Source organism: Pantoea sp. X-Soil-MYKO-1785 (genome assembly GCF_059730675.1).
In genome coordinates, this window is the sequence record NZ_AP036000.1 from 1,921,746 (window position 1) to 1,946,739 (window position 24,994).

Annotated in this window: 35 protein-coding genes; 34 read left to right on the forward strand and 1 reads right to left on the reverse strand. The window is 53.2% G+C overall.

From position 1 onward, the window contains the following. The first annotated feature begins 160 nt into the window (after positions 1–160). The 15 genes from AC6I8D_RS08990 (at position 161) to AC6I8D_RS09060 (ending at position 8,986) form a co-directional block, all read left to right on the forward strand. Positions 161–343 (forward strand): DUF4222 domain-containing protein, encoded by a 183-nt coding sequence (locus tag AC6I8D_RS08990; protein ID WP_094106108.1) that lies wholly within the window; start codon positions 161–163, stop codon positions 341–343. Continuing rightward, positions 340–1,224 carry a conserved phage C-terminal domain-containing protein gene (locus tag AC6I8D_RS08995; RefSeq protein WP_497819984.1) on the forward strand — a complete coding sequence of 295 codons (885 nt, stop codon included), beginning with the start codon at positions 340–342 and terminating at the stop codon, positions 1,222–1,224. Before AC6I8D_RS08990 ends, AC6I8D_RS08995 begins: the two co-directional genes overlap by 4 nt. Before the next feature lie 12 nt (positions 1,225–1,236). Next, complete coding sequence (locus AC6I8D_RS09000; protein ID WP_497819985.1) at positions 1,237–1,671, forward strand: PerC family transcriptional regulator; 435 nt, start codon at positions 1,237–1,239, stop codon at positions 1,669–1,671. Beyond that, positions 1,668–1,790: a hypothetical protein gene (locus AC6I8D_RS09005; RefSeq protein WP_257023971.1), complete on the forward strand. Its 123-nt coding sequence runs from the start codon at positions 1,668–1,670 to the stop codon at positions 1,788–1,790. The genes AC6I8D_RS09000 and AC6I8D_RS09005 overlap by 4 nt, the downstream gene beginning before the upstream one ends. Next, entirely contained in the window at positions 1,787–3,124 is a 1,338-nt protein-coding gene (locus AC6I8D_RS09010; RefSeq protein ID WP_497819986.1) for a ParB/RepB/Spo0J family partition protein, read from the forward strand. The genes AC6I8D_RS09005 and AC6I8D_RS09010 overlap by 4 nt, the downstream gene beginning before the upstream one ends. Next, positions 3,121–3,486 carry a RusA family crossover junction endodeoxyribonuclease gene (locus tag AC6I8D_RS09015; protein WP_497819987.1) on the forward strand — a complete coding sequence of 122 codons (366 nt, stop codon included), beginning with the start codon at positions 3,121–3,123 and terminating at the stop codon, positions 3,484–3,486. Before AC6I8D_RS09010 ends, AC6I8D_RS09015 begins: the two co-directional genes overlap by 4 nt. Positions 3,487–3,629: 143 nt before the next feature. After that, on the forward strand, positions 3,630–4,409 hold the full coding sequence (locus tag AC6I8D_RS09020) for a KilA-N domain-containing protein (protein WP_497819988.1): 780 nt from the start codon (positions 3,630–3,632) through the stop codon (positions 4,407–4,409). A gap of 7 nt (positions 4,410–4,416) precedes the next feature. Then, a complete protein-coding gene (locus AC6I8D_RS09025; RefSeq protein WP_497820667.1) occupies positions 4,417–5,433 on the forward strand; it encodes a DUF968 domain-containing protein in 1,017 nt (338 codons plus the stop codon). 20 nt (positions 5,434–5,453) lie between these two features. Beyond that, on the forward strand, positions 5,454–6,248 hold the full coding sequence (locus AC6I8D_RS09030) for an antitermination protein Q (protein ID WP_497819989.1): 795 nt from the start codon (positions 5,454–5,456) through the stop codon (positions 6,246–6,248). Between the two features lie 418 nt (positions 6,249–6,666). Then, positions 6,667–7,029, forward strand: a complete 363-nt coding sequence (locus AC6I8D_RS09035) for a phage holin, lambda family (RefSeq protein WP_239670355.1) — start codon at positions 6,667–6,669, stop codon at positions 7,027–7,029. Next, a complete protein-coding gene (locus AC6I8D_RS09040) occupies positions 7,013–7,645 on the forward strand; it encodes a glycoside hydrolase family 19 protein (protein ID WP_497819990.1) in 633 nt (210 codons plus the stop codon). The genes AC6I8D_RS09035 and AC6I8D_RS09040 overlap by 17 nt, the downstream gene beginning before the upstream one ends. Further along, positions 7,633–8,091 carry an Rz lytic protein gene (locus tag AC6I8D_RS09045; protein ID WP_497819991.1) on the forward strand — a complete coding sequence of 153 codons (459 nt, stop codon included), beginning with the start codon at positions 7,633–7,635 and terminating at the stop codon, positions 8,089–8,091. The genes AC6I8D_RS09040 and AC6I8D_RS09045 overlap by 13 nt, the downstream gene beginning before the upstream one ends. Continuing rightward, on the forward strand, positions 7,985–8,230 hold the full coding sequence (gene lysC, locus AC6I8D_RS09050; RefSeq protein WP_497819992.1) for an Rz1-like lysis system protein LysC: 246 nt from the start codon (positions 7,985–7,987) through the stop codon (positions 8,228–8,230). Before AC6I8D_RS09045 ends, lysC begins: the two co-directional genes overlap by 107 nt. Further along, positions 8,227–8,610 (forward strand): hypothetical protein, encoded by a 384-nt coding sequence (locus AC6I8D_RS09055; protein WP_497819993.1) that lies wholly within the window; start codon positions 8,227–8,229, stop codon positions 8,608–8,610. The genes lysC and AC6I8D_RS09055 overlap by 4 nt, the downstream gene beginning before the upstream one ends. 160 nt (positions 8,611–8,770) lie before the next feature. Further along, complete coding sequence (locus tag AC6I8D_RS09060) at positions 8,771–8,986, forward strand: hypothetical protein (protein WP_497819994.1); 216 nt, start codon at positions 8,771–8,773, stop codon at positions 8,984–8,986. Positions 8,987–9,140: 154 nt separating this feature from the next. Here AC6I8D_RS09060 and AC6I8D_RS09065 read toward each other — a convergent pair whose 3' ends face one another. Next, a complete protein-coding gene (locus AC6I8D_RS09065) occupies positions 9,141–9,350 on the reverse strand; it encodes a hypothetical protein (protein ID WP_497819995.1) in 210 nt (69 codons plus the stop codon). Positions 9,351–9,363: 13 nt separating this feature from the next. Between AC6I8D_RS09065 and AC6I8D_RS09070 the strand changes: the two genes are divergently transcribed. From AC6I8D_RS09070 to AC6I8D_RS09160, 19 genes are all read left to right on the forward strand, one after another. Further along, positions 9,364–10,818, forward strand: coding sequence for a glycosyltransferase family 2 protein (locus AC6I8D_RS09070; protein WP_497819996.1), 1,455 nt, complete (start codon positions 9,364–9,366; stop codon positions 10,816–10,818). Further along, positions 10,800–11,393, forward strand: a complete 594-nt coding sequence (locus tag AC6I8D_RS09075; protein ID WP_497820668.1) for a hypothetical protein — start codon at positions 10,800–10,802, stop codon at positions 11,391–11,393. The genes AC6I8D_RS09070 and AC6I8D_RS09075 overlap by 19 nt, the downstream gene beginning before the upstream one ends. Further along, complete coding sequence (locus AC6I8D_RS09080) at positions 11,390–11,584, forward strand: hypothetical protein (protein WP_448309802.1); 195 nt, start codon at positions 11,390–11,392, stop codon at positions 11,582–11,584. The genes AC6I8D_RS09075 and AC6I8D_RS09080 overlap by 4 nt, the downstream gene beginning before the upstream one ends. A 2-nt stretch (positions 11,585–11,586) precedes the next feature. Next, the gene (locus AC6I8D_RS09085) at positions 11,587–11,937 is read left to right on the forward strand and encodes an HNH endonuclease (protein ID WP_448309800.1); all 351 of its coding nucleotides are present in this window, start codon (positions 11,587–11,589) and stop codon (positions 11,935–11,937) included. Positions 11,938–12,135: 198 nt separating this feature from the next. Further along, on the forward strand, positions 12,136–12,609 hold the full coding sequence (locus tag AC6I8D_RS09090) for a phage terminase small subunit P27 family (RefSeq protein ID WP_058956833.1): 474 nt from the start codon (positions 12,136–12,138) through the stop codon (positions 12,607–12,609). 3 nt (positions 12,610–12,612) lie between these two features. Further along, positions 12,613–14,343 carry a terminase large subunit gene (locus AC6I8D_RS09095; protein ID WP_497819997.1) on the forward strand — a complete coding sequence of 577 codons (1,731 nt, stop codon included), beginning with the start codon at positions 12,613–12,615 and terminating at the stop codon, positions 14,341–14,343. Then, a complete protein-coding gene (locus AC6I8D_RS09100) occupies positions 14,343–15,647 on the forward strand; it encodes a phage portal protein (RefSeq protein WP_497819998.1) in 1,305 nt (434 codons plus the stop codon). The genes AC6I8D_RS09095 and AC6I8D_RS09100 overlap by 1 nt, the downstream gene beginning before the upstream one ends. A gap of 8 nt (positions 15,648–15,655) precedes the next feature. Beyond that, positions 15,656–16,507, forward strand: coding sequence for a head maturation protease, ClpP-related (locus AC6I8D_RS09105; RefSeq protein WP_497819999.1), 852 nt, complete (start codon positions 15,656–15,658; stop codon positions 16,505–16,507). A 9-nt stretch (positions 16,508–16,516) separates the two neighbouring features. After that, positions 16,517–17,725: a phage major capsid protein gene (locus tag AC6I8D_RS09110; RefSeq protein WP_497820000.1), complete on the forward strand. Its 1,209-nt coding sequence runs from the start codon at positions 16,517–16,519 to the stop codon at positions 17,723–17,725. 50 nt (positions 17,726–17,775) lie between these two features. Next, positions 17,776–18,102: a head-tail connector protein gene (locus tag AC6I8D_RS09115; RefSeq protein ID WP_497820669.1), complete on the forward strand. Its 327-nt coding sequence runs from the start codon at positions 17,776–17,778 to the stop codon at positions 18,100–18,102. Between the two features lie 9 nt (positions 18,103–18,111). Then, positions 18,112–18,450, forward strand: a complete 339-nt coding sequence (locus AC6I8D_RS09120; RefSeq protein ID WP_497820001.1) for a phage head closure protein — start codon at positions 18,112–18,114, stop codon at positions 18,448–18,450. Continuing rightward, entirely contained in the window at positions 18,447–18,893 is a 447-nt protein-coding gene (locus AC6I8D_RS09125) for an HK97-gp10 family putative phage morphogenesis protein (protein ID WP_497820002.1), read from the forward strand. The genes AC6I8D_RS09120 and AC6I8D_RS09125 overlap by 4 nt, the downstream gene beginning before the upstream one ends. Then, positions 18,890–19,237 carry a tail completion protein gp17 gene (gp17, locus tag AC6I8D_RS09130; protein WP_285064996.1) on the forward strand — a complete coding sequence of 116 codons (348 nt, stop codon included), beginning with the start codon at positions 18,890–18,892 and terminating at the stop codon, positions 19,235–19,237. The genes AC6I8D_RS09125 and gp17 overlap by 4 nt, the downstream gene beginning before the upstream one ends. A 60-nt stretch (positions 19,238–19,297) precedes the next feature. Next, complete coding sequence (locus AC6I8D_RS09135; protein WP_497820003.1) at positions 19,298–19,765, forward strand: phage tail tube protein; 468 nt, start codon at positions 19,298–19,300, stop codon at positions 19,763–19,765. Between the two features lie 69 nt (positions 19,766–19,834). Continuing rightward, the gene (locus AC6I8D_RS09140) at positions 19,835–20,248 is read left to right on the forward strand and encodes a phage tail assembly chaperone (protein ID WP_497820004.1); all 414 of its coding nucleotides are present in this window, start codon (positions 19,835–19,837) and stop codon (positions 20,246–20,248) included. A 23-nt stretch (positions 20,249–20,271) separates the two neighbouring features. After that, on the forward strand, positions 20,272–20,535 hold the full coding sequence (locus AC6I8D_RS09145) for a phage tail assembly protein T (protein ID WP_497820005.1): 264 nt from the start codon (positions 20,272–20,274) through the stop codon (positions 20,533–20,535). Between the two features lie 33 nt (positions 20,536–20,568). Then, entirely contained in the window at positions 20,569–23,853 is a 3,285-nt protein-coding gene (locus AC6I8D_RS09150; RefSeq protein ID WP_497820006.1) for a phage tail tape measure protein, read from the forward strand. Positions 23,854–23,861: 8 nt separating this feature from the next. Continuing rightward, positions 23,862–24,203: a phage tail protein gene (locus AC6I8D_RS09155; protein WP_497820007.1), complete on the forward strand. Its 342-nt coding sequence runs from the start codon at positions 23,862–23,864 to the stop codon at positions 24,201–24,203. 52 nt (positions 24,204–24,255) lie between these two features. Further along, positions 24,256–24,993 (forward strand): phage minor tail protein L, encoded by a 738-nt coding sequence (locus AC6I8D_RS09160; protein WP_497820008.1) that lies wholly within the window; start codon positions 24,256–24,258, stop codon positions 24,991–24,993. The last annotated feature ends 1 nt before the right edge of the window (position 24,994 follow it).

Genomic DNA, 24,994 nt, shown 5'->3' on the forward strand with positions numbered 1-24,994 from the left:
TTCGGCAATTCCGTTGCCGTGTTATCGCTGGCGTCCCTGTCTATGAGCAAATCATACCGACCGTTGGTGGCCCTAACAACTACCAGTCAACCACTCGTCTGGTAGTTGAGGCAGCGTGGAAATCGTTTTACCGCCGCCCGGCGCAGTCAGGTGTGAACTGATGGAAAACGAGATCATTAAACCCTGGGTGGAGCGTTATAAGGACCATCGGGGCGTCGTGGTGGAAACGGTAGGCGTAGACGTGGTGAATCATCGTGTGATTTACATGCGCCCCAACTATCCGCACCCATGCATGCAGCCCCGCGCTTTGTTCAGTCAGAAGTTCAGGAAGGTGGCGTCATGAGTTTATTGCTGAAGGTTAAGCCATTGGTAATCAGCCCGGTGCTGGCGCAGCGTATTGGTCTGAATGAGGCCATCGTGCTGCAGCAGATTTGCTACTGGCTGGAGGATACCAATTCCGGCGTGGAATATGACGGCAAGCGGTGGGTTTATAACAGCATTAATGCCTGGAATGAGCAGTTCCCCTGGTGGACTGGCAAGACGATACAAAGAACGGTTTCTTCATTGAAAAAGATGGGTCTGATTTATGTTGAGCAGCTTAAAAAAAAGCAGCACGACCAGACTAATTATTACGCAATTAACTACGAAAACCCTTTGCTGACCGATAGGGACAATTTGTCCCTATCGAGAGAGACAAATTGTCCTGATCGAAAAGGTCAATCTGTCCCTATGGATAAGGTCAAGTTGTCCCAGTCCATCGGGTCAATTTGTCCCACTCTTACAGAGAATACAACAGAGAATACTACAGAGATTACAACAAACCCTTCTTGTCAGGTTGCTGCGCAACCCGACCACGCCATTGATGCAAATCAGGCCGCTTTCAGTGTTCTGGAGCATCTGAACCGTGCAGCTGGTATGCGCTTTCAGAAATCAAAATCTTCACTGGCACCTATTCGCGGTCGCCTGGCTGAAGATTTTACTGCTGATGAGCTGATCCTCACCGTGGACTACTCAATCGCTAAGTGGGCTGAAGACTCAAAGATGTGCGAATACGTGCGACCGGAAACCATCTTTCGTCCTGGCAAGTTCCCGGGCTATCTGAGTTCAGCACAGAAATGGGACAGAGCCGGCCGGCCAAAATGCATCAACGGCAAGTGGCAGCGCGATGTGATGGCTGTTTCGTCAACTGACTACGCGATACCTGAAGGCTTTCGCGGGGCGTAAGGGGAGAGAATCATGGTTAACCACGAATCAAAAATTCTTGAATTGATCACCCGCAGAGGCCCGCTGAAAGTTCGCGATATCTGCAAGCTGACTGACCTGCATGAAACCTCAGTGAAACGCTTTATCAAACCGTTATTCACCAGAGGAGTCCTGAAGCGGTCAAGCGACTGGAGTTATTCGATCAACACTGCGCCGTTGCCTGAAGAGAGCGAAAAGCATCGCCATCTTGCGACGCAGGCCGCCGAACTGGAGGAGAAAGGGTTCTGGCTGCGTGCTGCACAGGTCTGGCGTGAGGCAATGCTGGTGGCGAAGTTTGAAGCATCCCGCAACGAAGCCAAAGAGAACTGCGATCGCTGCGCCGCGAAAGGCTCACTCAACTGTGGCAGCTACGGTGGACTAGACACCGGTCGCATCATTTCAGTCAGTGTGAACAGGGATTTGTTATGAAAGCGCACCTGAAGAGCCACTACCAACGCAATGAGATTTTCTACCGGGCCATCCGCACAGCAGCAGTGATGATTTTTGCCCTGATTATTGTCCTGACATGGGAGCTGACCACAGCATGAGCACATTAGCGCGCATTTACGACGACAAAAAAAATAGCGATACCGACATTACCACCCGCAAAACTTACCTGCTGGGCGTTGATGAGCTGTATGTCGAAACTAATTACAACATTCGTGATATCGATCAGACCCATGTCGAGGAATTCCGTGATGCCTTTATCGCTGGTGAGCATGTGCCTCCGCTGGCTGTTAAGGTCACTGAGAAGGGCATTAAAGTTATCGACGGTCACCACCGGTATTACGGTGCGAAGCTGGCACAGGAAGCGGGCTATACGCTGCGCCTTGAGTGTAAGGACTTCGTGGGAAATGAAGCTGACAGCGTGGCGTTCATGGTCACCAGTAGTCAGGGCCGCGCCCTGTTGCCGCTGGAACGTGCTGCAGCCTATCAGCGCCTCGTTAACCAGGGCTTAGAGCCAGCCGAGATTGCCGCAAAGGTGAAGCGTTCGATCACCGATGTTGAACAGCACCTCCAGCTGCTGACCGTTGGCGAGCCTCTGATTGAGATGGTGAAGTCCGGCGAAGTGGCCGCAACCACAGCAGTAGCCCTGCAGCGCGAACATGGCGTCAAAGCCTCATCGGTTGCACAGGAGCAGATGCAGAAAGCTAAGGCGGCAGGGAAGAAGAAGCTGACAAAGACCGATGCTATGCCGCAGTTCAGTGCTGCCCAGTCACGCAAGCTGGCAGAACTGATCGCTAAACACTGTCAGACAGAGCAGAGCGAGGAGGGCGCACGCATTACGCTGACGTTTGAAACTGACCTGCAGGCAGCAGAGCTGATGGATATTATCCTGCTCGCCAAAGAGCATTACGGCGTCACCAAATCAGTAAGTGAACAACCGGCACCCGCTATAGCTGAGAATGGTGATGGCGATGACCTTCCACTACTGAAGCACGAAATTCTGGAGCTGAGTGGCGTTGAGGTCTGGGCCTGCGTTCAGGCGGCGTTCAAAATGAAACATGAATACACCTATGCAGAGTCCAAATATGCACATACATGGGCGGCTGACTCCGTAGAGCACCCTGTGCACGTAGTTGTCCCTCAGGACACCATCCAGTCAGCTCTGCGCCTCATCCAGCAGCACCAGGACGAGCAGGCGATCAAACAGTGGCTCTCAGAGCAGCATGATGAACCAGAGCTGGTAACGGAGCAGCTGCAACGGTTCTCCGGCGCGCTGACTGATTTGCGCGTGGATCATCCGTGCACGGTTCATGAGTTCATCGGGCTGGTGGAGCAGGTAGACCGGGTTTGCTGGTCGAACTACCGCATGCTGCGACAGGCAGTGCAGTCGTTGGCCGGCCAGATTACCATGCCGGGTATTGGGGAGACTGCATGAAGTTAACTCTGCCGTTCCCGCCAAGCGTAAACGGCTACTGGCGGGCAACGAGTACAGGTATGAAAATTAGCGCCTCCGGGCGCTCTTTTCGCATCAATGCCTTTGCAGCCGTTATGGAACAGCTAAAGCGCGCACCACAGCCCATTACAGTGAACGTAGAAGTTAACGTGCTGCTGTTCCCACCTGACAAGCGTCATCGTGACCTTGATAACTACCAGAAAGCGCTATTCGACAGCCTGACGCATGCAGGCGTATGGGTGGATGACCGGCAGATTAAGCGATTCACTGTAGAGTGGGGACCGGTGACCAAAGGCGGTAAATCGGAGGTGGTAATCAGCGAGTTTCAGCCGGTGGCGGCATAGGTCCGCAACTGGTTACATGAACAGTAAAATTGGATATAGTGCGTGGTGTATTAGCGAATTGCAGTCGTTGGTACAAGGTTGGTCCCGTTCATTTGCAGATGATGGGGCGGGGCCAGTTAAAAACAGTGTGTGGAGAAAAAAGCATGAATCAGCTTTTAGTGATTGATGGGGTTTCCGTTCGTCAGGACAACTCCGGCCGTTATTGCCTTAACGATCTTCATCGTGCAGCAGGCGGCGAACGCCGACATGAACCTTCCTTGTGGCGTAACCTTCAACAGACCAGTGAACTCGTTCAGCTTCTGAGCGATACAGGAATTCCTGTATCGGTAATTAAGGGCGGAATGAGCCAGGGTACTTTCGTATGCAAAGAACTGGTCTACTCATACGCGATGTGGATCAGCGCCGAGTTCAGTTTGAAAGTAATCCGTACTTACGACTCTCTGGCATCAATGCCGCCAGTGGTTTCCATGCCAGAAGAGGTACAGGCCAGTATCATCCTGCTTGAATCAGCCTCCCGAATGCTGAATTTTTCCAACTCCTCAAAGCTTGGCGCATATCAGAAGATTCAACAGCATTACGGCATTCCCAACATGATGCCTGCATATGCCATCGACGCACCAATAGACGCTAAAGATGGTTCAAGCCGTCCGACGCTTTCGCTGAGCGCACTTCTGAAGGCCCACAGTATTCGAATGAATGCGAGCCAGGCTTATCGTCAGCTTGAGAAGCTGGGGATCGTGGAGCACAAAAGCAGAGCCAGCCGATCAGGAACTGATGGTGTAAAGCTGTTCTGGTCTCTGACGGCTAAAGGCTGCATGTACGGTAAAAACATCACCAGCCCTGCAAATCCGCGAGAAACGCAGCCTCATTTCTTCGAATCAAAATTTGCCGAGTTGCTTCGACTGCTCGAAACCGTGCACTGAGGTGACTGTGAGAGCATTACTTACTCCAGAGGTAGCACCGCGCACCGGGATTGTATTGCTGAAGCCAGGTCCAGACCTGTTAAAGCTGTTTCAGGGCCGGGTGGTGATCAGCACACCAACGATGGATATGGCAGACATGCCATCAGGGCGGATAAATGACTGGACACAGCCGTTACTGGACGAGCCCTCACTGCTTCCCTTTTTCAGTCACGAGCGCGTGATAAAAGCCGCTGGTGGGCGTAATGCGCTGGCGTCTTTCGTGCAGACGTTCAGCTGCTGCCAGTGGGAGCAGCCCGGGACATGGCATCACCACGAATTTACTGTGTCAGAAACTGAAAACGGCCTGGTGTCCCTTTGCTACAGCCACGATAATGAGTTCAGGCAGAATGGCGCGCCCGGTCGCCTGGAAAACATTGCGCAGGGCAACACCGCACTCTGGATTATCAGGGCCGCATGCAGCCAGATGGCTTTGCCTGGCGATCACCAGCTGTCACTTCCGGAACTCTGCTGGTGGGCAACCCTGAATGATGTAATTGACCTGATACCGGAAGCGCCGGCGCGACGCGTTCTGCGTATGCCGAAAGAGACTATCCAGACTGGCGAGCTAAGAGAAACCCGGATTGTTCCAGCGCGTCCGGCGCAGGAAATAATTCAGGATGCCGTGCAGGTGGTCAAAACGATAATCGACCTGCGCGCCGATCCGGAGTCGCCTGAGTCGTTTATGAAGCGGCCCAAGCGTAAACGCTGGGAGAGTGAGAAATACACACGTTGGGTAAAGTCGCAGAAGTGCGCATGCTGCGGCGTGCAGGCTGACGATCCTCATCACATCATTGGACACGGGCAGGGAGGAATGGCAACGAAGGCGCATGATTTATTTGTGATACCGCTATGCAGAGCGCATCACAATGAACTGCACCGGGATATGAGAGCGTTTGAAGCGAAATACGGCAGTCAGATAGAGCTGCTGTTCAGGTTCCTCGATCACGCGATTGCAGTCGGAGTGATTGGGACAGACAAAAAATAAAGTGTGTGGAGAGGGTAAGCATGAAAATTGAATCGGCGCTGAAGCACTTCAACCCGAAGAGCCTGCAGATAAGTGATTCTTCCCGGGCAACGGGGAGTGAAAACCTGACCGGTACAGACCTGATGGCCGCTATCGGGATGTGTCAGTCAAAGTCCCCGATGGGGATAGCCGCCGTTCTGGCTAAGTCCGGGGTAAGCGAAGGGGATAAAGATCGCGTAATTGGTCTTCTGATGGTGCATGCCCGGCGCATAACCCCAAAACTCGTTCTGAAAGCGGCTGGCTCAAAACTGCCTTCCTGTATCAGAGTTCTATCCAAGCTGGCATATGAAGATTATGTCCGCTCCGCATCAACTACCCATTCATGCCCCGACTGTGATGGCCGTGGCATTATGAACAGCATTGAGCATGTGATGATTCACCCTGGCTGCTCAACGCCGGATAACGATAATTACGTACCCCCGAAATACCGGCTTGAGACGCTAGAAAAGATGTGTGTGTCATGTCACGGCAAAGGCGAAGTGACTGAGCGATGCCGCTGCAATGGTACAGGCCGCGTTCGTGATATTGAGATGTCCAGGCAGAATAATTCTATCGTTGAAAAGAATTGTGATCGGTGTGGTGGCAGAGGATTCGCGCGTTCGCCTGGCACAAAAGCTTTCAGAGCTATCCGGGTGCTGATTCCTGACCTGCAGGAGAGGACCTGGAACCGCAACTGGAAACCTTTTTTTGATGCGCTGGTGGTTAAGCTTGAGCAGGAAGAATCTCACGCAGACCAGACCTTTCAGAAGATAACCAGAACTGGCAAAAATACCTGACCAAAGATAACTGTTGCTTTTGTCCGGAAATGGATTAATATCTCCTCATAGTGGGGATTTTATGAGTCTTCCGCACTAAAAAGATTTATCTGGTCCGCCGAATGCGGGTCAGTTGCATATAATGTGGATGCCAAGAAGCCCCGTAGCCTCACCAGCTAACGGGGCTTTTTTATTGGCTTATCCGCGATAAGGGATAGAGCAAATCTTATCCCTGATGCGGGATAAAAAATTAACCCTGTTGCCGACGGGCAAGGCAGTTACCGCTTTTGCGTCAGGGTCCCATTCAAAGAGGTCGCCATAGGGCGGCCTTTTTTCGTTTTTGCGCACGCCAATCAGTCTCCACACACACTTTGACACCGTGGCGTTGCGCAATTCTTATCTGACTACCGACAGCACCTGCCAATTAATGGAGGTGAGGATGAAACGTATGCCGGACAAAGACGTTGGGTTTTGGGCCAGCCTGATTGCCTGGCTTTACGCCCACAAAAACGAATCCGGTTATGCGGGACTGGCCGGAGTTATGGCGATTTTACGCGCTTCGTGGATTGGCAAAGACACGTGGCCCCGACGCTTGCTCGATGCAGCCATGTGCAGCGTATTCGCTTTTTTTCTTCAGCCGACGCTACAGCTAATCGGCTCGATCTTTAACTGGAACTTCAGCGACGACACCACGCGTGTTGTCGCGGTGTTCCTCGGCTTTCTCGGCGTGGATTGGCTTTCATCAAAGCTGCGCAGGCTGATTGATAAGCGCTTGGGGGATACCAATGCTGACACCCAGTGATTTTCAGCGCGCCACCGGCGTTACTAATGCGCTGCGTGATGCCTGGTATCCACACATTGTTGCCAGCCTCTCTGCATTCCAGATCAGCACGCCATTGCGTCAGGCTCATTTTCTGGCGCAGACAGGCCATGAATCCGCCGGGTTCCTGAAGGTGGAAGAGGGGCTTAATTACAGTGAGAACGCTCTAACCGCGATGTTCGGCAAACGCATTACCTCTGAGCAGGCACGAGCATACGGGCGTAACGCAATGCACCCGGCCAATCAGAAGATGATCGCCAGCATTATTTACGCGAACCGTAATGGAAATGGCGATGTGAATTCAGGCGATGGCTATCGATACCGCGGGCGTGGACTGATTCAGATCACAGGCAAGGCCAACTACGCGGCACTGGTAAAGCAGCTTGGCGCTGATGTAGTAGCAGACCCTGATTTGTTGCTGGGCTATCGCTTTGCTGCATTGTCAGCGGCGGCATGGTGGAAGAATCACGGATTAAATGAGCTGGCTGATTCTGATGATGTTAGCCGCATCACCAGAATTATTAACGGTGGCACCAATGGTCTGGACGACAGGAAATCCCGCTTAATCAAAGCTAAGGGGATTCTATGTTCAACGTAATCGGCTTTATCCGAAATTATTCGCATCTCATCATCATCGGCCTTATCTGCGTCTGCCTGTGGGGGCTTAACGCCCGTAATTCACAGCTGAGCGCCACTAATGACCGGCTGGAGCAGTTGGCAAACAGCAAAGATAGCCAGATAAACGATCTGCGCTCCAAAAACGATGACCTGGCCGCCAGCGTAAATGACCTGGTCAAAGCGGTTAACCAGCAGAATGCGGTGATGACACAGGTTACCGCACAACGCGCAGTGACGGCACAGCAGAACCGGAAGCTACAGAATGAAATTAAGCGTTATCTCGCAGCAAATAAAGCCGCTGCTGCTCCTGTTCCCCCTGATGCTGTTGACCGGTTGCGGGACGCAGCAAAAGCCGCCGGTGGTGGAGTACCGGACAGTAAAGCAGCCCCGGTTAAACCTGCCGGCGGAACTGACCAGCCAGATTGACGTTCCAGCACCGTCACAGGATATGACGTTCGGTGACAGCGTGGCGTTAAATGCAGAGCTTTATGGCGTGCTGGGGCAGTGCAATATCGACCGGGCAGCCATTCGTAAAATTGAATCATCCCGTCAAGGTAACCCATGAACGAACAAGCCAATAAAATTCTTGCTGACCTGTTGCAGAAGGCCAGTAACGGCATTGATGCGGCCGTGTCATTCAGCCAGGCGCAGATTCCTGATGTCATCCATCAGTTGCTGCTGTGGAACTTCGCTGTGAGCATCATCTTCAGCTTTTTTGGTGCAGCTTTATTTGTGGCTGCGCAATATGGCACGTGGAGAGGGATTAAATATCTTCGCAAAGAATGGGCGGGAGATGATTTTATTCAGCATCCCGAGGCTATTTTCCTGCTTATGCTTTGGCTGATTACCCTGCTTCCGCTTGGATGGCTGAATCTGACGTGGTTAAAAATCTGGCTGGCACCAAAGCTCTACCTCATCGAATACGCTGCCCACTTGGTTAAGTGACCATCACAAGGCGCATTTGCGAGTGCGCCTGATGATGAATCTCTCCGACAAGGGATAACGGTTAGCCACGCTGTGTAGTGTTGCGAAGCTTTGAGCATTATTCGCTTCCATAGGATAAATCTTAAGGATAACTTATAACCTCCATCAATAAGGAGGTTTTATGCTTGATAACTATCTAAGGTCTGCTGGCGGAGCTACTACGCCAGAGAAGCAGAGAATAATTGCTTTAAATGCTGCGTTAGAACTAGCAAAGGCAGCGTTAGGAGCTTCCTCATCAAATACCAACTCAACCCGCGTTGCTGATTCTCTTAATGGCGTAGCTAAAAGTATTGAAGCTTTAGCTGATGCAATACAGGAAGCAGCAAAGGTTAAGTAGTTAAATAGCCGCTCAAGGGCGGCTTTTTATTTTGTGCTGAAAACTGCATTCACTGAGTTCACTTTTCAGCATAAACACAATGAATCATCGGCTGGTGGTCTCACCATTGCCGAGTGTTAAACACATCCAGCCAGCAGGAAATGCAGCGTGGGTGTCATCTGACATCTTTAGCGAAGCCAGCACCTTTCATGTAGGTGATAGCTAAAACATAGCCAATGCAGCAACCAACTCCGGTGATCATAACTAAGGGAAAGGTGCTGCTAGAAAAATATTCATCAGAAACATACAAGCCTGCCTTCATAAAGGCGAATGCAGTTAAGCCAAAAATAAAATATGAAGCAACATAGGCCAAGAACCTTTTCACTGGGGAGAACTCCGTGCGCGTCATGATTGATGGGGTTGAGTATAAGCCAGGAACAGTTAATTCAAACATCGGTATAGCCATCAGCACCCATGACCGCCATAACGTCATATCCCGCGCGCTGGATCACCATCTGAAGTTTCTGCCGGCCGGTGCGCTGGTGGTTGTTATTGATGACGGGTCAGCCAAACCAGTGACTGTGCCGGAAGGCGTCAGGATTATTCGTCATGATGTTTCACGCGGTATTGTGGCCGCAAAGAATGCCAGCCTTGAGGCACTAACAGATGCCGGGTGTGAGCACCTTTTCCTGTGGGACGATGATGCCTGGCCGATTGCCGGTGGCTGGGAACAGCCGTACATCGAATCTACTGAGCCGCATCTGGCTTACCAGTTTCAGGACTTTGCGACAGGACAGAAGCTTAACGACATTGCGGTTCTCTACCGGGATGACCGGCACGTAGCTTACACCGGCCAGCGGGGAGTGATGCTTTACTACCACCGCAGCGCGATTGAGAGGGTTGGCGGATTCGATCCCATCTATCAGCGCGGCATGTATGAGCATTCTGATTTGGCGCTGCGCATTCACAACGCCGGATTAACCAGCTGGGCATTTGCTGATGTGGTTGGCTCAGACAAGCTGATTTACTCACTTGATGAGCATCAGGCAGTAGAGCGCTCAGTTCCAAAGCCAGACCGTGAAGCGCAGGTAAAGCGCAACGTGACCATTCACAACGAGCGCCGCAATAACGGATACACCGGTTATGCCGAATACCGGCAGCAGTGCAATGCGGTGATCACCACGTTACTGACCAGTCAGCCTGACCCACAGCGCGGCACCAAAATGACTGCATCGCCTGACCTGCTGGCTACGTGGGCCGCGTCGGTAAAAGGTGGTGACGTGGTTGTGCTGGCCGATGAGCTGAATACCGCACCTGAAGGAGCTTCGCTGGTAGCCGTCCCTGATGTGAAAATGAACGTCTATTTCCGGCGCTGGCTGCATATCTGGCAGCACCTTCGCGATCACCCTGAATATCACTTCGTCTGGTGCACAGATGGTACTGACGTTGAGATGCTTCAACAGCCGTGGCAGGAAATGGAAGAGGGCAGGATTTACGTTGGCTCTGAACCGAAGACGTATGCTGACCCATGGGCCACACAGTCTCACCCTGAAGCTATCTATAGGGCGTTTATCTCTGAGCATCGAAATGATGTGATGCTCAATGCTGGCCTGCTGGGTGGCTCCCGAGAAGATGTGATGGCAATAGCGCATGGCATCGTCCGGCTTTACTACCACATTGAATCGCTGCGCTTCTGGGGACAGGAATCATCGGCCTCTGCTGTTGGTGACATGATGGCATTCGGTATCGTTGCACACCGCTACAGTGACAGGCTGGTCACCGGGCCCAGCGTACATACAGTGTTCAAGTCAGATGGAATCGGTAAGGAGTTTGCCTGGTGGAAGCACAAATAAAGTTTGTTGTTGTCGGACACTACTCACGCAGGCACCAAGCCGAACAGCTGGCAGAGTCGCTTAAAGCATACCTGTTTATTGATGAAGGCTGGCACGGCGCGAACTGGAATCATCGACGCGCTGTTGAGTGGGCCAGCCAGCAGGATTGCCGGGTTGTGATACTGGAAGATGATGCGGTGCTGGTTAACGGCTTCACTGAGAAGGTGACAGCCTGGCTCAGACGTTTTCCTGATGATCTCCTCAGCTTCTATCTCGGCACGGGCCGACCGCCTCAGTATCAGCTTGAGATAGCGACAAAGCTTATTGATGCAGACAGGCGTCAGACTGATTACATCACCATCAACCGTTTAGTTCATGGCGTCTGCTACAGCGTGCCATTGCACAAGCTACAGCAGGTGATTAGCCGCTGGAATCATCGGTCACCTGCGGATTATGCAGTTGGTGATGCATGTGGTGGCTCGGTCATCTATCCGTGTTACTCGCTGGTGGATCATCTGGATAGCGGTGCTGTTGAGCGGCACCCTGATAACTCACCACGCACAGAACGACGCAAAGCCTGGAGGCTGGCCTCATGAAGAAGATTCAACTCGCGAAGATTTATCATGGCGATTTGTTCAAAGGTTTTGGTATTGCTGTAGACGGTGAGCTACTGGATCAGCAGGTTTGCACGACCATTGAATCCACTGGCACCGAGTTACCAACAATCGTTCCTACCTTCTATCTGAAAGATGAACAGGTAGAGAATGCTATACGGATTCAGGTTTAACGATGCCTGCCAGAATACCGAGAGCGTGTCGTAAACATGGCTGCGCTAAGACAACCACGGACCGCTCTGGCTACTGCGCCGATCATCTCAATGAAGGATGGCAGCAGCACCAGAACGGGCTCAGCAGGCATCAGCGCGGCTATGGCAGCGAATGGGATGTGAGGCGGGCACGTATACTGAAGCGTGACAAGCATCTCTGCCAGAACTGTAAGCGCAATGGCAGAGCAGCGGCAGCAAAGACTGTCGACCATATCAAGCCAAAGGCACATGGGGGTACCGATGAGGATTCAAACCTTGAGGCCCTCTGCTGGCCATGCCACAAGAGCAAAACCGCACGTGAACGCCTCAAATGATAATCAATATCAACAAATTAGTTGCAAATGCAACTTTATCGACCCAGATGAGAACGATTATCATCATAAGGGGAGGGCGGGTCGAAAGTTCAGGGCCTTGCGCCTGCAGGACCGCCGCCTAACCTTTTTTCACACCGCCGCAGGTTAGAAAACTTTTTTTGGGGTCCCCCAACCAGTTATTAATAGGAGTTTTCGATTATGCCTGGACCACCGAAAACCCCGACACATCTGGCTTTGGTGAAGGGGAACCCATCAAAACGGGCAGTAAACAAAAAAGAGCCAAAACCGCCTTCAGGGGTACCCCCAGTTCCGAAGCATCTGGACAAGATGGGGAAGTACTGGTTCAAGCGAATCGGCGAAGAACTTGATGCAGTTGGAGTGATGACCACTCTCGACGGTAAAGCACTTGAGTTGCTGATCGAGGCTTACACCGAGTACCGGCAACACTGCGATGTTCTTACTGAAGAGGGCTACACCTACAAAACGGTGTCAGCTACTGGTGAGGATATTGTTAAAGCACATCCGGCAGCAGTGATGAAGTCCGATGCGTGGAAGCGCATCCGGGCAATGCTCTCTGAATTTGGTATGACTCCGGCCAGCCGCTCCAAGGTTGGCGCATCCGGGCCAGCCGAAGCCGATCCTCTGGAAGAGTTTCTCAAAAAGCGCAAATGATGAATGGCAACTGTTCAGGCTGGTATTCAGTACGCAGAAAGCGTGCTGGCTGGCGAGATCGTTGCTGGCGAACTGGTGCGCCTGGCGTGCCAGCGATTCCTCAATGATTTAGAACACGGGCCGGAACGCGGTATCTACTTCAGTGAGGACCGCGCCCAGCACATTCTCGACTTCTACAACTTCGTTCCGCATGTGAAAGGTGCTCTGGCTGGAAAGCCGATTGAGCTGATGCCCTGGCACATATTCATTTTGATAAACCTTTTTGGATTCACCATACCGCTGATTGATGAAATGAGTGGCAAACAGGTTATGGATGATGATGGCGTTCCGGTGATGGTTCGCCGGTTCCGTACCGCTTATAACGAGGTGGCACGTAAAAATGCCAAATCCACAGTTTCATCGGGAATCGGGCTGTATATGACCGGGGCCGATGGCGAGGGGGGCGCAGAGGTTTATTCAGCGGCCACAACCCGCGATCAGGCCCGCATTGTATTTGATGATGCCAAGAACATGATCAAGAAAGCGCCCCGCACATTAGGGCGTCTCTTTGGTCACGTTAAGCTGAACATCCATCAGGAGCGTTCAGCATCAAAATTTGAGCCACTGTCCAGTGACGCTAACAACCTCGACGGCCTCAATATCCACTGCGGCATAGTTGATGAGCTCCACGCTCACAGAACCCGCGATGTCTGGGATGTACTTGAGACCGCCACTGGTGCGCGACTTCAGTCTCTGTTGTTCGCCATCACAACGGCGGGAACCAACAAAGAAGGCATTTGCTTTGAGCAGCGCGATTACGCCATCAAGGTTTTACGCGGCGTGGTGGATGATGACACTTACTTTGCGGTCATTTATACCCTTGATGAAGAAGACGATCCTTTTGATGAGGCCAACTGGCCGAAAGCTAATCCCGGTCTGGGTATCTGCAAGCGCTGGGATGACATGCGTCGCCTGGCGAAAAAGGCGAAGGAGCAAATTGCAGCCCGACCCAACTTTTTTACCAAACACCTGAATATCTGGGTAACCGCTGAAAGCGCCTGGATGGATATGGATCGTTGGTCAAAGATGCCTGCCATAGGGTCAGCAGAAGAGCGAAAAGCCTGGCCGCTTTGGGTTGGTGTCGATTTGGCAAACAAAATTGATATCTGTGCAGCAGTGAAGACATGGCGCGATCCTTCCGGTGAAACGCATATGCAGGGGCGATTCTGGTTGCCAGAGGGGCGGCTGGAAACGGCACCTGCCCATATAGCGGAGCTGTATCGCAAATGGGCTGACGCCGGGCATCTTGAGCTGACTGACGGTGATGTTATCGATCACGCCATGATCAAGGCTGACATTGTTGAATGGGTTAAAGGCGACAACATTAAGGAAATCGCGTTTGACCCGTGGAGTGCAGTGCAGTTCAGTCTGTCACTGGCTGAAGAGGGCCTGCCAATGGTGGAGGTGCCTCAGACGGTCAAAAACCTGTCGGAATCCATGAAGTCAGTACAGGCAGAGATTTACGGCAGCAAGTTTCACCATGATGAAAATCCGGTCATGGCCTGGATGATGTCAAACGTTACGGTCAGGCCGGACAAAAACGACAACATCTTTCCCAATAAAAGCACGCCGGAAAACAAAATCGATGGCCCGGTTGCCCTGTTTACGGCGAAGAGCCGCATGCTGGTTAATGGCGGAAACGACGCTCAGGACCTGAGCGGCTTCTTTGATTCTCCGATAATGATAGGTTTCTGATGAAAAAGAATAAGCAGCCTGGAAAGGTAAAAAGCGCACTGCTGAACTGGCTGGGGGTTCCTATCAGCCTGACAACGGGAACATTCTGGGAGGAGTGGTTTGGAACCAGCAGCAGCGGGCAGGTAGTTACGGCTGACAAAGCAATGCGTCTGTCAGCCGTATGGGCATGCGTCAGGCTGCTGAGCGAATCCGTTTCAACCCTGCCGCTTAAGGTTTACGAGCGGCAGGCAGACGGATCGCGTAAAGCGGCAACAAATCATCCGGCCTACGCCGTACTGTGCAAGCGGCCCAATGCGGAAATGACGCCGTCCCGTTTTATGCTGATGGTGGTGGCCAGTATCTGCCTGCGGGGTAATGCGTTCGTAGAAAAGAAATACATCGGGAGTAAGCTGGTTTCGCTTATTCCGCTTTTGCCGCAAAACATGGTCGTTAAGCGGCTTGATACCGGAGTGCTGGAATACACCTACACCGAAAGCAAACTGAAGCGCGTTATTCCTTTAAAAAACATCATGCATATTCGTGGGTTCGGGCTGGATGGTGTCTGCGGCATGATGCCCATGATGACCGGTCGGGACGTGATTGGCGCAGCGCTGGCGGTTGAACACTCTGCAGCCAAAATTTTTGAAAATGGTATTCAAAGTTCCGGGTTTCTCTCCTCAGAAACCGCTCTGAACGAAGAGCAGCGTGAACGCCTGCGCAGGTACATGCAGAACTTCACCAGCTCAAAGAACGCCGGAAAAATAATGGTACTTGAGGGCGGCATGAAGTATCAGGGTGTCACTATGAACCCTGAAGATGCGCAGATGCTGGAAAGCCGATCATTCAGCATTGAAGAAATCTGCCGCTGGTTCCGCGTGCCGCCGTTTATGGTTGGTCATGCAGACAAACAGAGCAGCTGGGCCTCAAGCGTTGAGGGTATGAACCTGCAGTTTCTGACCAACACCCTGCGTCCACTGCTGGTGAATATCGAACAGGAAATATCGCGCTGCCTGCTGGATGGTGATGACGATCTCTTTGCCGAGTTCTCAGTCGAGGGGCTTCTCCGTGCCGACAGTGCTGGCCGTTCGGCTTACTATACAACCGCGCTGCAGAACGGCTGGATGTCGCGTAATGACGTGCGCCGACTGGAAAATCTGCCGCCGATTGACGGTGGCGATATCTATACCGTTCAGCTGAATCTTACGCCACTTGATCAGCTGCGTGAAAACAACGCTGGCGCTCAGGCCAGCAATATCATGAAACTCCACGCCTTTCTTTTCCCGGATATTCCGCCGGAGCAGTCTCCGCTTAAAAAAGCGGCTTAGGAGAACCAATGAAGAAAATAAACACTCTTCCGGCAGCGCCGGAGGGGCGGCTTTCTGCGTCCGGAAAACGTGATTTACCAGCCGCTGCCATTGATCGCTGGGATGGGAGTATCCGCGCGGCCGCGCAGTCAGGTGAAAACACCATCACTATTTTCGATGTTATCGGTGAGGACTGGTGGGGCGACGGAGTGAGTGCAAACCGCATTGCCGCCGCGCTGCGCTCACTCGGCGGGGATGATGTGACGGTTCATATTAACTCGCCTGGTGGCGACATGTTTGAAGGGCTCGCCATCTATAACCTTCTGCGCGAATACCAGGGGAAGGTGACGGTTAAGGTGCTGGGGCTTGCAGCGTCGGCTGCCTCCATCATCGCAATGGCCGGAGACGAGGTTCAGATAGGCCGTGGCGCTTTTCTGATGATCCACAACGCGTGGATAGTTGCCGCCGGCAACCGGAACGACTTCCGGGAATACGCTGATTATCTGGAGCCTTTTGATAAGGCGATGGCTGACATCTATGCCGCCCGCTCCGGGATGCCGGTGGAGGAAATTCAGGCGCTGATGGACAAAGAATCCTTCATTGGCGGTGGTGACTCAGTTCAAAAAGGCCTGGCCGATGCGCTGCTCTCGTCTGATGAGATTACCAGTGATGAAGAAAGCCCCGCAGCGGCTATCCGAAAAATCGATGCGTTTCTGGCAAAGGGCGGCATGCCGCGCTCTGAACGCCGGAAACATCTGAAAGCTTTAGGCAGCATGCCGGGCGCTGCTGCCGAAGAGAACGACAAGCCGGGCGCTGTCGAAGAAGTAAAACCTGAAGTAATTAACTCCCTCAAATCTGCGCTGGCTTCGCTCGGCGAATAAGGAAAAAACATGTCTCAAGTAAACGAACTTCTGCAGCAGGTATCGGCCAAGCTGGAAAAGGTTTCATCTGAATTCAGCCAGAAAGCAGAAGATGCGCTGGCTGAAGCCCGTAAATCCGGCAACCTGTCCACTGAAACCAAAAACGCCGTAGATAAAATCGCGACCGAGCATAACGCACTGAACGAATCCCTGAAAACGCTGAAAGCGTCTGTTGGTGATCTGGAGCAGCACGTTGCCAGCATGCCGCTTAACGCCGCTAAAGATATTGTACAGTCGGTAGGCCAGCAGTTGGTTTCTGCTGAAGTGATGAAAGAAATTCGCTCCAGTATGGAGGGTGGCAAGCGTCTGAGCATCCCGGTCAAATCGGAACTGACTACTGTTGACGTTCCTGGTCAGATTATCGCACCTCAGCGCCTGCCGGGAATTGATCAGACTCCCAAGCAGCGCCTCTTTATCCGCGATCTGATTGCACCGGGGCGCACCCAGTCAAACACGATCTATTACGTGAAGCAGACCGGCTTCACCAATAACGCTGCATTGGTGCCGGAAAATACCACGAAGCCCTACAGCGAAATTGCTTTTGCTGAAGAAACCACACCGGTTCGAACCATCGCGCACATGTTCAAAGCGTCCAAGCAGATTCTGGACGACTTCGCTCAGCTGCAATCCACTGTGGATGCCGAAATGCGTTACGGTCTGAAGTATGTCGAAGAGCAGGAGATTCTGTTTGGTGACGGTACTGGCGCGCATCTGAAAGGCATCATTCCACAGTCTGTAGCTTTCAATCCGGCTTTCGCTGTAGAAAAGCAATCCGGCATTGATGTGCTGCGTCTGGCTATGCTGCAGGCTCAGTTGGCGCGTTTCCCGGCATCCGGCCACGTTCTGCACTTCACTGACTGGGCGCGCATCGAGCTGACCAAAGACGAACTGGGGCGTTACATCCTGGCGAATCCGGCGCAGCTGACCACGCCGACGCTGTGGGGCCTGCCTGTGGTGGCAACAGAAGCTGCTCAGTTCCTGGGTAAATTCCTGACCGGCGCGTTTAACTCTGGTGCTCAGCTTTTTGATCGTGAAGACGCCAACGTGGTGATCTCCACTGAGAACGCTGACGATTTTGAAAAGAACATGATTTCAATTCGCTGCGAAGAGCGTCTGGCGCTGGCCGTTTATCGTCCTGAAGCGTTTGTGTTTGGCTCCCTGACAGCATCAGGCAGCTAATCATTATTCCAGCGGCCTCCGGGCCGCTTTTAATGGTGCAGGCAATGGCGATGATTGAATTAGTAACGGTCAGGGCGCACTGCCGTATCGATGAGGATGACACCAGTGAAGATTCTTTGCTGAGCATCTACACCGGTGCAGCAAAGCGTTATGTTGAAACCTGGACCCGTAGAAAGCTGTATGAGACCAATGCCGAACCCGGTTTTGATACCGATGAAGATCGCCTTTTGCTGGATGATGACGTGCGCACGGCAATGTTGTTGCTTGTCGGGCACTGGTACTCAAACCGGGAGGCAGTGAACATCGGTAATATTACCAGCGAGGTACCACTGGCGGTTGAGGCTCTGTTACAGCCATACCGAATTTACGGTCTGTGAGGTGGGCTCATGCAGGCAGGAAGACTGCGTCACAAAGTGACGATTCAGAATTTCACATCAACACGCCTGCCATCAGGTCAGCCGAAAAACGTATGGGTTGATGGCATGACGGTGTGGGCTGAAGTTAAAGGCATCAGCAGTCGGGAGATTATGGCCTCAGGGGCAGAAAAACCAGAGGCAACGATACGAGTCTGGATTCGCTTCAGAACTGACGTTACAGCTGCTTCCCGGCTGAAATGCATTACGGGTCCATTTAAGGGGATGATTCTTGATGTGACCGGGGAACCGATACCGGACGCCAGAACGACTCAGCTCGAAATTCTCTGTAAACAGGGGGTGAAGACGTGATTGACACAAAGCTGGACTTTTCAGGCCTGCTGGATATTTCCGGCGATCTGGATGCGCTGAGTAAGGCTGAAAATGGTCGGGTGCTGCGTAACGCCACCCGTTCAGCAGCTACCGTGATAAAAGATGAAGCGGTGCGAAGAGCCCCCAGACGTACCGGTAAACTGGCGAAAAACATCGTAGTGCTTACGCAGCGCACGCGCAACGGTGATATTTCTTCAGGCGTTCATATACGTGGGCGCAACCCACGCACGGGCAACAGCGACAATAAGATGAAAACCAAAGATTCCCGCAACGCTTTTTACTGGCGCTTTGTGGAGCTGGGCACGTCTGAAATGGCCGCTATCCCGTTTATCCGGCCAGCATATGATGCCAGGCAGGAGGAGGCGGTTAAGATTGCGTTTGATACAGCGAACCGGGCCATCGATGAGGCGCTGACCAGATGACAGAGTCCTCAGTTTTCAACCTGATTGGTAGTCTGGCCGGTGGGCAGGTGTACCCCTATGTTGCACCATTAAACGCACAGGGTACGCCAGCCATCAGTCCACCGTGGATCGTATTCATGGTGGTCAGTGAAGTTTTCGGCGACACGCTGTGTGGGCCCGCTGAAGAAAGCGGTTCATTGCAGGTCGACGTATACGCCTCATCACCGGATGAAGCCCGATCATTGCGTGAGGCTGTGTCAGCAGCATTATCGCCACTGAACTTCACGCAGCTCAATAAAACCAACGGTTACGAATCCGAAACCGGCCTTTTCCGGGCGACTCTGGAAGTCCAGAGTATGCAGTAATCGCTCGTCTGAACACAATCACAGCCACCTCAGGGTGGTTTTTTTTCGCCTGGAGAAAACATGACCAGCAAATATGAAAAAACGCAGGGGATGACGATTGGCGTTTCATCCGCCCCGGTTACTGCGGATGCATTTAACGCCAGCGGCTTTCCGAACGGCATCACGTTCCTTGATGCGGAGTGCGCGACCAAAGAGGTCACCTACACTGGCGGACAGAAAAGCGATATCGACGTGACAACGCTTTGCTCTACTGAGCAGGAGCAGACCAACGGCCTTGCCGCGCCCGCTGAAATGGCGCTGACCCGTAACTGGGTGGGCGATGAAGAGTCGCGTCAGGCGCTGCAGCAGGCTTATGACAATGACGAACTGCGCGTTCTGAAAGTCGTATTCCCGTCCGGCAACGGCTATTACGCGCTGATTGAGGTGCGCCAGAGTTCATGGTCTGCCGGCACATCAGCGGTGGTTTCTTCTACCTATTCATTGCGCGTCCGGGGCAAGCCGAAGCCGATTGTTGCAGCGGGATCATAATCCTCAGCTATTCCCTGAGCCACTTAGTGTGGCTCTTTATTCCCCTTACCTGAACGCAGAGAAAATGAAATGTCGTCAACCAAACAAACCGAAACATCACCGGCTTCACTTCGTGCACTGGCGCTTGCTGCATCATCCGGCTTTCGCTCAAAGGTAATAGAGGTGCCGGAATGGAACGGCGCTAAGGTCATGCTGCGCGAACCGTCCGGTGAAGCCTGGGTGAAATTCCGTGAGATCATGACACCAACTGAGCCCGAGGAAGGTCAGGAGCCGCAGAATCTGAGTATTCAGGAAGAATACCTGCGTAACAAGCAGGCTGATGTCGTGATGTTTATCGATGTACTGCTGGATGAGAGCGGTAACCGCGTTTTCGGTGAAGGCGACGAACAGACCGTGTCTGAAATCTACGGCCCGGTTCACTCCCGACTGCTCTCTCAGGCTATTGGCCTGGGCATGTCACAGGAAAAAGCAGAGGCAAAGTAAAAGAGCCGCTGACTTTCTTTCTGATGACCCTTGCGCTCCGTATGGGGCGCACAGTGTACGAACTGCGTAAGTCGCTCACTGCCAGTGAGCTCAAAATGTGGATCGCCTACGACCGGCTGAGTCCGATTGGTGACTGGCGTGGCGATGTTCAGGCGGCGCAGGTATCGACGGCAATTATCAATACTCAGGGTGGAAAAGCCACTATTGATGAGATGCTGCTCAAATGGGGCAAAGCTGAGGAAGAGGAAGAAATCAGCGGCTTTGAAGAATGGATGAGTGCTCTTTAATTTCCGCGCCAGCGCGGTTCAGACGGGTGAGATATGGCAACGCTGCGCGAACTCATTATTAAAATTTCCGCGAACTCCAGTTCATTTCAGTCTGAGATTTCGCGCGCCTCACGCATGGGGGCTGATTACTATAAAACGATGGAGCAGGGCGGGCGGAAGGCTGCAGCGGCCACGCGGGAAACCCAGCGTTCTTTGTCTGACCTGAACTCCGAGCTGGCTACGGTAAAATCATCTGCAGCCGGGTTAGCGGGGGCGTGGGCTGGCGCGTTCGCAACGCATCAGCTTATTGAGTTTGCTGACACATGGAACCAGATGAACGGTCGCCTTAAGCTGGCGTCCACCTCTGCCGACGATTTTTCAACAGCCCAGCGCACACTGATGGAGATCAGCCAGCGTACCGGCACGTCACTGGAAGCTAACTCGGGCTTATACAGCCGTATCGCTCAGTCACTCCGCGCGGCGGGTTATGCATCATCTGACGTGGCGAAAGTCACTGAAACAGTCGCAACATCGCTGAAGCTATCCGGAGCCAGCACAGAAGAAGCGAGCTCAGTTATCACGCAGCTCAGCCAGGCGCTGGGTTCAGGTGTACTGCGTGGCGAAGAGTTTAACGCCATCATGGAAAGCGGTGGACGCCTGGCAAAACTTCTTGCTGATGGGCTGGGTGTTACCGTCGGTGGTCTGCGAAACATGGCGAACAACGGAGAGCTGACCACTGATAAAATCCTGCCGCTGCTGACCAATGTTGAAATCCTGCGAAAGGAATTTGAAAGCCTTCCTGCTTCCGTGAGTGGATCGGCTCAGAAGGTGCGGAACGCCTTTGTGGCATGGGTAGGCGGTGCCGACAGCGCGGTAGGCGCATCCTCTTCGCTTGCTGGCATACTGGACGGTCTGGCTAAAAATATCGATACGGTAGCGAACACTGCTGGCGTGCTGGTCAGCATCGGTCTGGCGCGTTATTTCGGCAACATGGTTGGCAGCGTTGCCCAGTCAACTGCGGCGGTGGTGTCGAATACTGCCGCTGAGGTAGGGCTGGCACAGGCTCAGGTTCGCGGCGCTCAGGTCAGTGTGGCAGCGGCACGTCAGACGGTGTACCGGGCTCAGCAGGCCAGAGCCGCTGCCGTCTCGATTGAGGCACAGATTGTCGCCGAACGTGCGCTGACAGCTGCGCAGTCCGGGCTTAACAGTGCCATAGCGGGCAGATCATCTGCCATCAGCAATCTGACTAACACCGCCTCTGTAATGTCGCGGCTTGGCGGCGGTGTGCTGAGTGTTCTGGGCGGCTGGCCGGGTGTGATTATCGGTGCCGGTGCGGCTATGTTCGGCCTTTACCAGCATACTCAGCAGGTGCACAAAGAGGCGGTAAGCTTTGCCAACAATCTCGATGAGATCAACAGCAAGCTTAAGCAGATGTCTGTGCTGGGCCTGAAGTCTACCGCTGCTGATGCCCGCACATCTCTTCAGGCGCAGAAGCAGGATTTGAATGACCTCGATACGCAGATCGCAAAAGTTAGAGACAGCCTGAGTGGCCTGGACCAGATTCAGCAGGATTACAACAGGCACCCCACGCTGACCTATATCAACACGTTCATGAATCAGGCCGACATCACGGCTAAGAACGTGGAGCTCACCGATAAGCTAAACCGGCTGGAGTATCAGCGAGAGCAGGCTGCAGCAAAAGTCGCCAGCACGCAAAAGCTGGTCAATGATGCGAGCGATCTTGCAACTCAGAAGGCCGTTGAGCAGGCTGGCGCTGTTTCGATTCTGAAGGGTGCCTATGATCTCCTGAACCGCTCAATGTCCGCCACTGCCGGGGCGAAACCGCCTCAGTATGCAGGTCCGGTTGTGAACGTTGCCAGCGCCACTCCGCAGCAGCAGACAGCGCTTGAAAAGGCCCGTCGCGATAACGAGCTTTCCAGCCTCAGCGGTTTGCAGAAGCTGCACGTGCAGCATCAGTACGAAGCTGATGACCTGAAACTGACCGGCGCACTCTATACCCAGTACGTTTACAACAAAGATCAGGCTGCAAAAAAAGATGCAGCCGCTGCAGAGGCAAAGAAAACCGGCACGGCCGCAACAAATGCACAGAACAAAGCTGAGCGGGAAGCCGCAACACAGGCTGAAAACTATGCCCGTAAAATCGCAGACCTCAGCGTTGCTATAGAGGTGCAAAAGGTTCGGGCCACTGAGGGTGAAAAGGCATCAGAGTTGTATGCCGCATCGCATCAGGCTGGCACCAAGTGGACAGAAGAGCAGCGCAAAGCCATTCGCGACAACTCATCTGAGTTGGCTATATGGACGCAGCGAGCTGAGGAGAATGTAAAAAAACAGCGTGATCAGGCTGAGGCGCTGAAGGATTTAACTGAAGCAGCGCGGAAATATCGTGATGATGCCACCCAGACCACGGCGACAGCGGGCCTCAGTGACCGTCAGCGCAGCCGTTATGAGGAAACGCAGCAGGTGGATCGCGTTTTCGATAAAACGGACAAAGGCGCGGCGGCGATTGCGGCGCGTCAGCAGGCTCTCGGCGATCTGGACAGGAAATACCAGGCCATAGCCGCAACAGAGGCAGACTGGCTTAGCGGGGCGTCGAAGGGATATCAGAACTGGCTTGAAAGCGCCAGTAATGTGTCCGGGGCCGTTGCCTCCGGCGTGACCTCTACTCTCGACAGCGCAATGGATAACATGTCTTCCATGCTGGCAGGCAGCAAAGCAGACTGGAAAAGCTGGGGCCTTTCGATCCTGCAGACCATCGCAAAAATTGCGCTTCAGATGGCTGTCGTCAATACGCTGAAAGCTTCTTCTTCATCATGGGGAAGTATTCTGGGCTCGGTTGCCAGCAGTGTCGGCGGCGCTGTTGCAGGCGGTGCCGCAGGCGGCACTACCGGTTCAACCGGCGCAATGGGGCTGTCAACCAGCTACAGCGCCTATGACAGTGGTGGTTTTACCGGTGCAGGCGGTAAATATGATCCGGCCGGCATTGTGCATAAAGGGGAATTCGTCTTCACCAAAGAGGCAACAGACCGCATCGGTGTATCAAATCTCTATTCACTGATGAAAGGCTATGCGGATGGCGGGGTTGTATCACCCGGGGCCGCTGTTTATTCCTCCGGTGTTAACCGCGCTTCCGGCAACGGGAATGCGGTTTTTAACATCAGCGCCCCGGTCACCATAAGTCAGGAAGGGGCGGCGGGTGAAACCTCTGCCAGCGGTACGGCTGACACTGCCAGACAGCTTAAATCTATTGTCGAAATGACGCTAACAGAGCGGCTCAGGAAGGAGATATCTCCGGGCGGACTGCTATACCGGACTTCGTGAGGTTATAAATGGCGACTGAAACTTTTAGCTGGTGCGTCAGAACGGGGGCGACGGAAGAGGTTAATGTTGCCACGCTTCAGGCCCAGTTCGGTGACGGCTATAAGCAGGTGGCCGGTGTCGGGATAAACGATCAGCGCGAGTCCTGGCCGGTAACCTGCAGCGGCAGCAAAGCAGAAATGGCGACCGTAAGGGCTTTTCTGAAAGCACACGTCACCGCCTCCTGCTGGTGGGTCAATCCATGGGGAGAGAAAAAGCTTTATCGCGTTAAGTCTGATTCAATCCGGCCCGCCTTCATCAACGGCAATTTCGTTGAAATCAGTTTTACCTTTGAGCAGGCTTTTGCACCGTGACATGTCACGATAACAACAGGGCGCTGATGCGCCCTTTTTTATTGGGTGAAAAATGAGTTTTAACCAGGACATTCAGGCGCTGGAGCCGGGGAGTCTGGTCCAGCTGATTGAGATTGACGGCACATCGTTCGGGCTTGATACCGTGCTGCGCTTCCATGCCTACAACCTGCCGACCGAAGGCTGGCAGTCGTTTGCAGCGGAAAACCTGCCGTCAATCATCTGGCAGGGCAATGAGTACGATCCGCATCCGTATGAGCTGACCGGTATGGAGATGAGCAGTACCGGTTCACAGCCGACGCCAAAGCTCTCAGTCGGCAACGTGGGTAACTATGTGACTGCGCTCTGCCTGCAGTTTGACGACATGGTAAAGGCGAAGGTGCGCATCCACACCACGCTGGCAAAGTATCTCGATGCGGCAAACTGGATGGCGGGCAATCCAAACGCAAATCCGCAGGAGGAACGCGTTCAGCTGTTCTATGTGAATGCGAAAACCTCCGAGACGCGCGCTCAGGTGGATTTCGAGCTCTGCTCCCCGTTTGATATCCAGAGCCTGCAGCTGCCATCACGCCAGATAACGCCGGTATGTACCTGGTGCATGCGTGGCTGGTATCGCACTGGCACAGGGTGCGATTACGCAGGAAACCGGTATTTTACCAAGGACGGCACGGCAACCAGCGACCCGTCAAAAGATGTCTGCGGCGGGCGTATGGCCGACTGTAAAGCACGCCTCGGTGACAATCAGCCGCTGCCTTTTGGTGGCTTCCCGGCGGCGAACCTTCAGGGAAAATAAC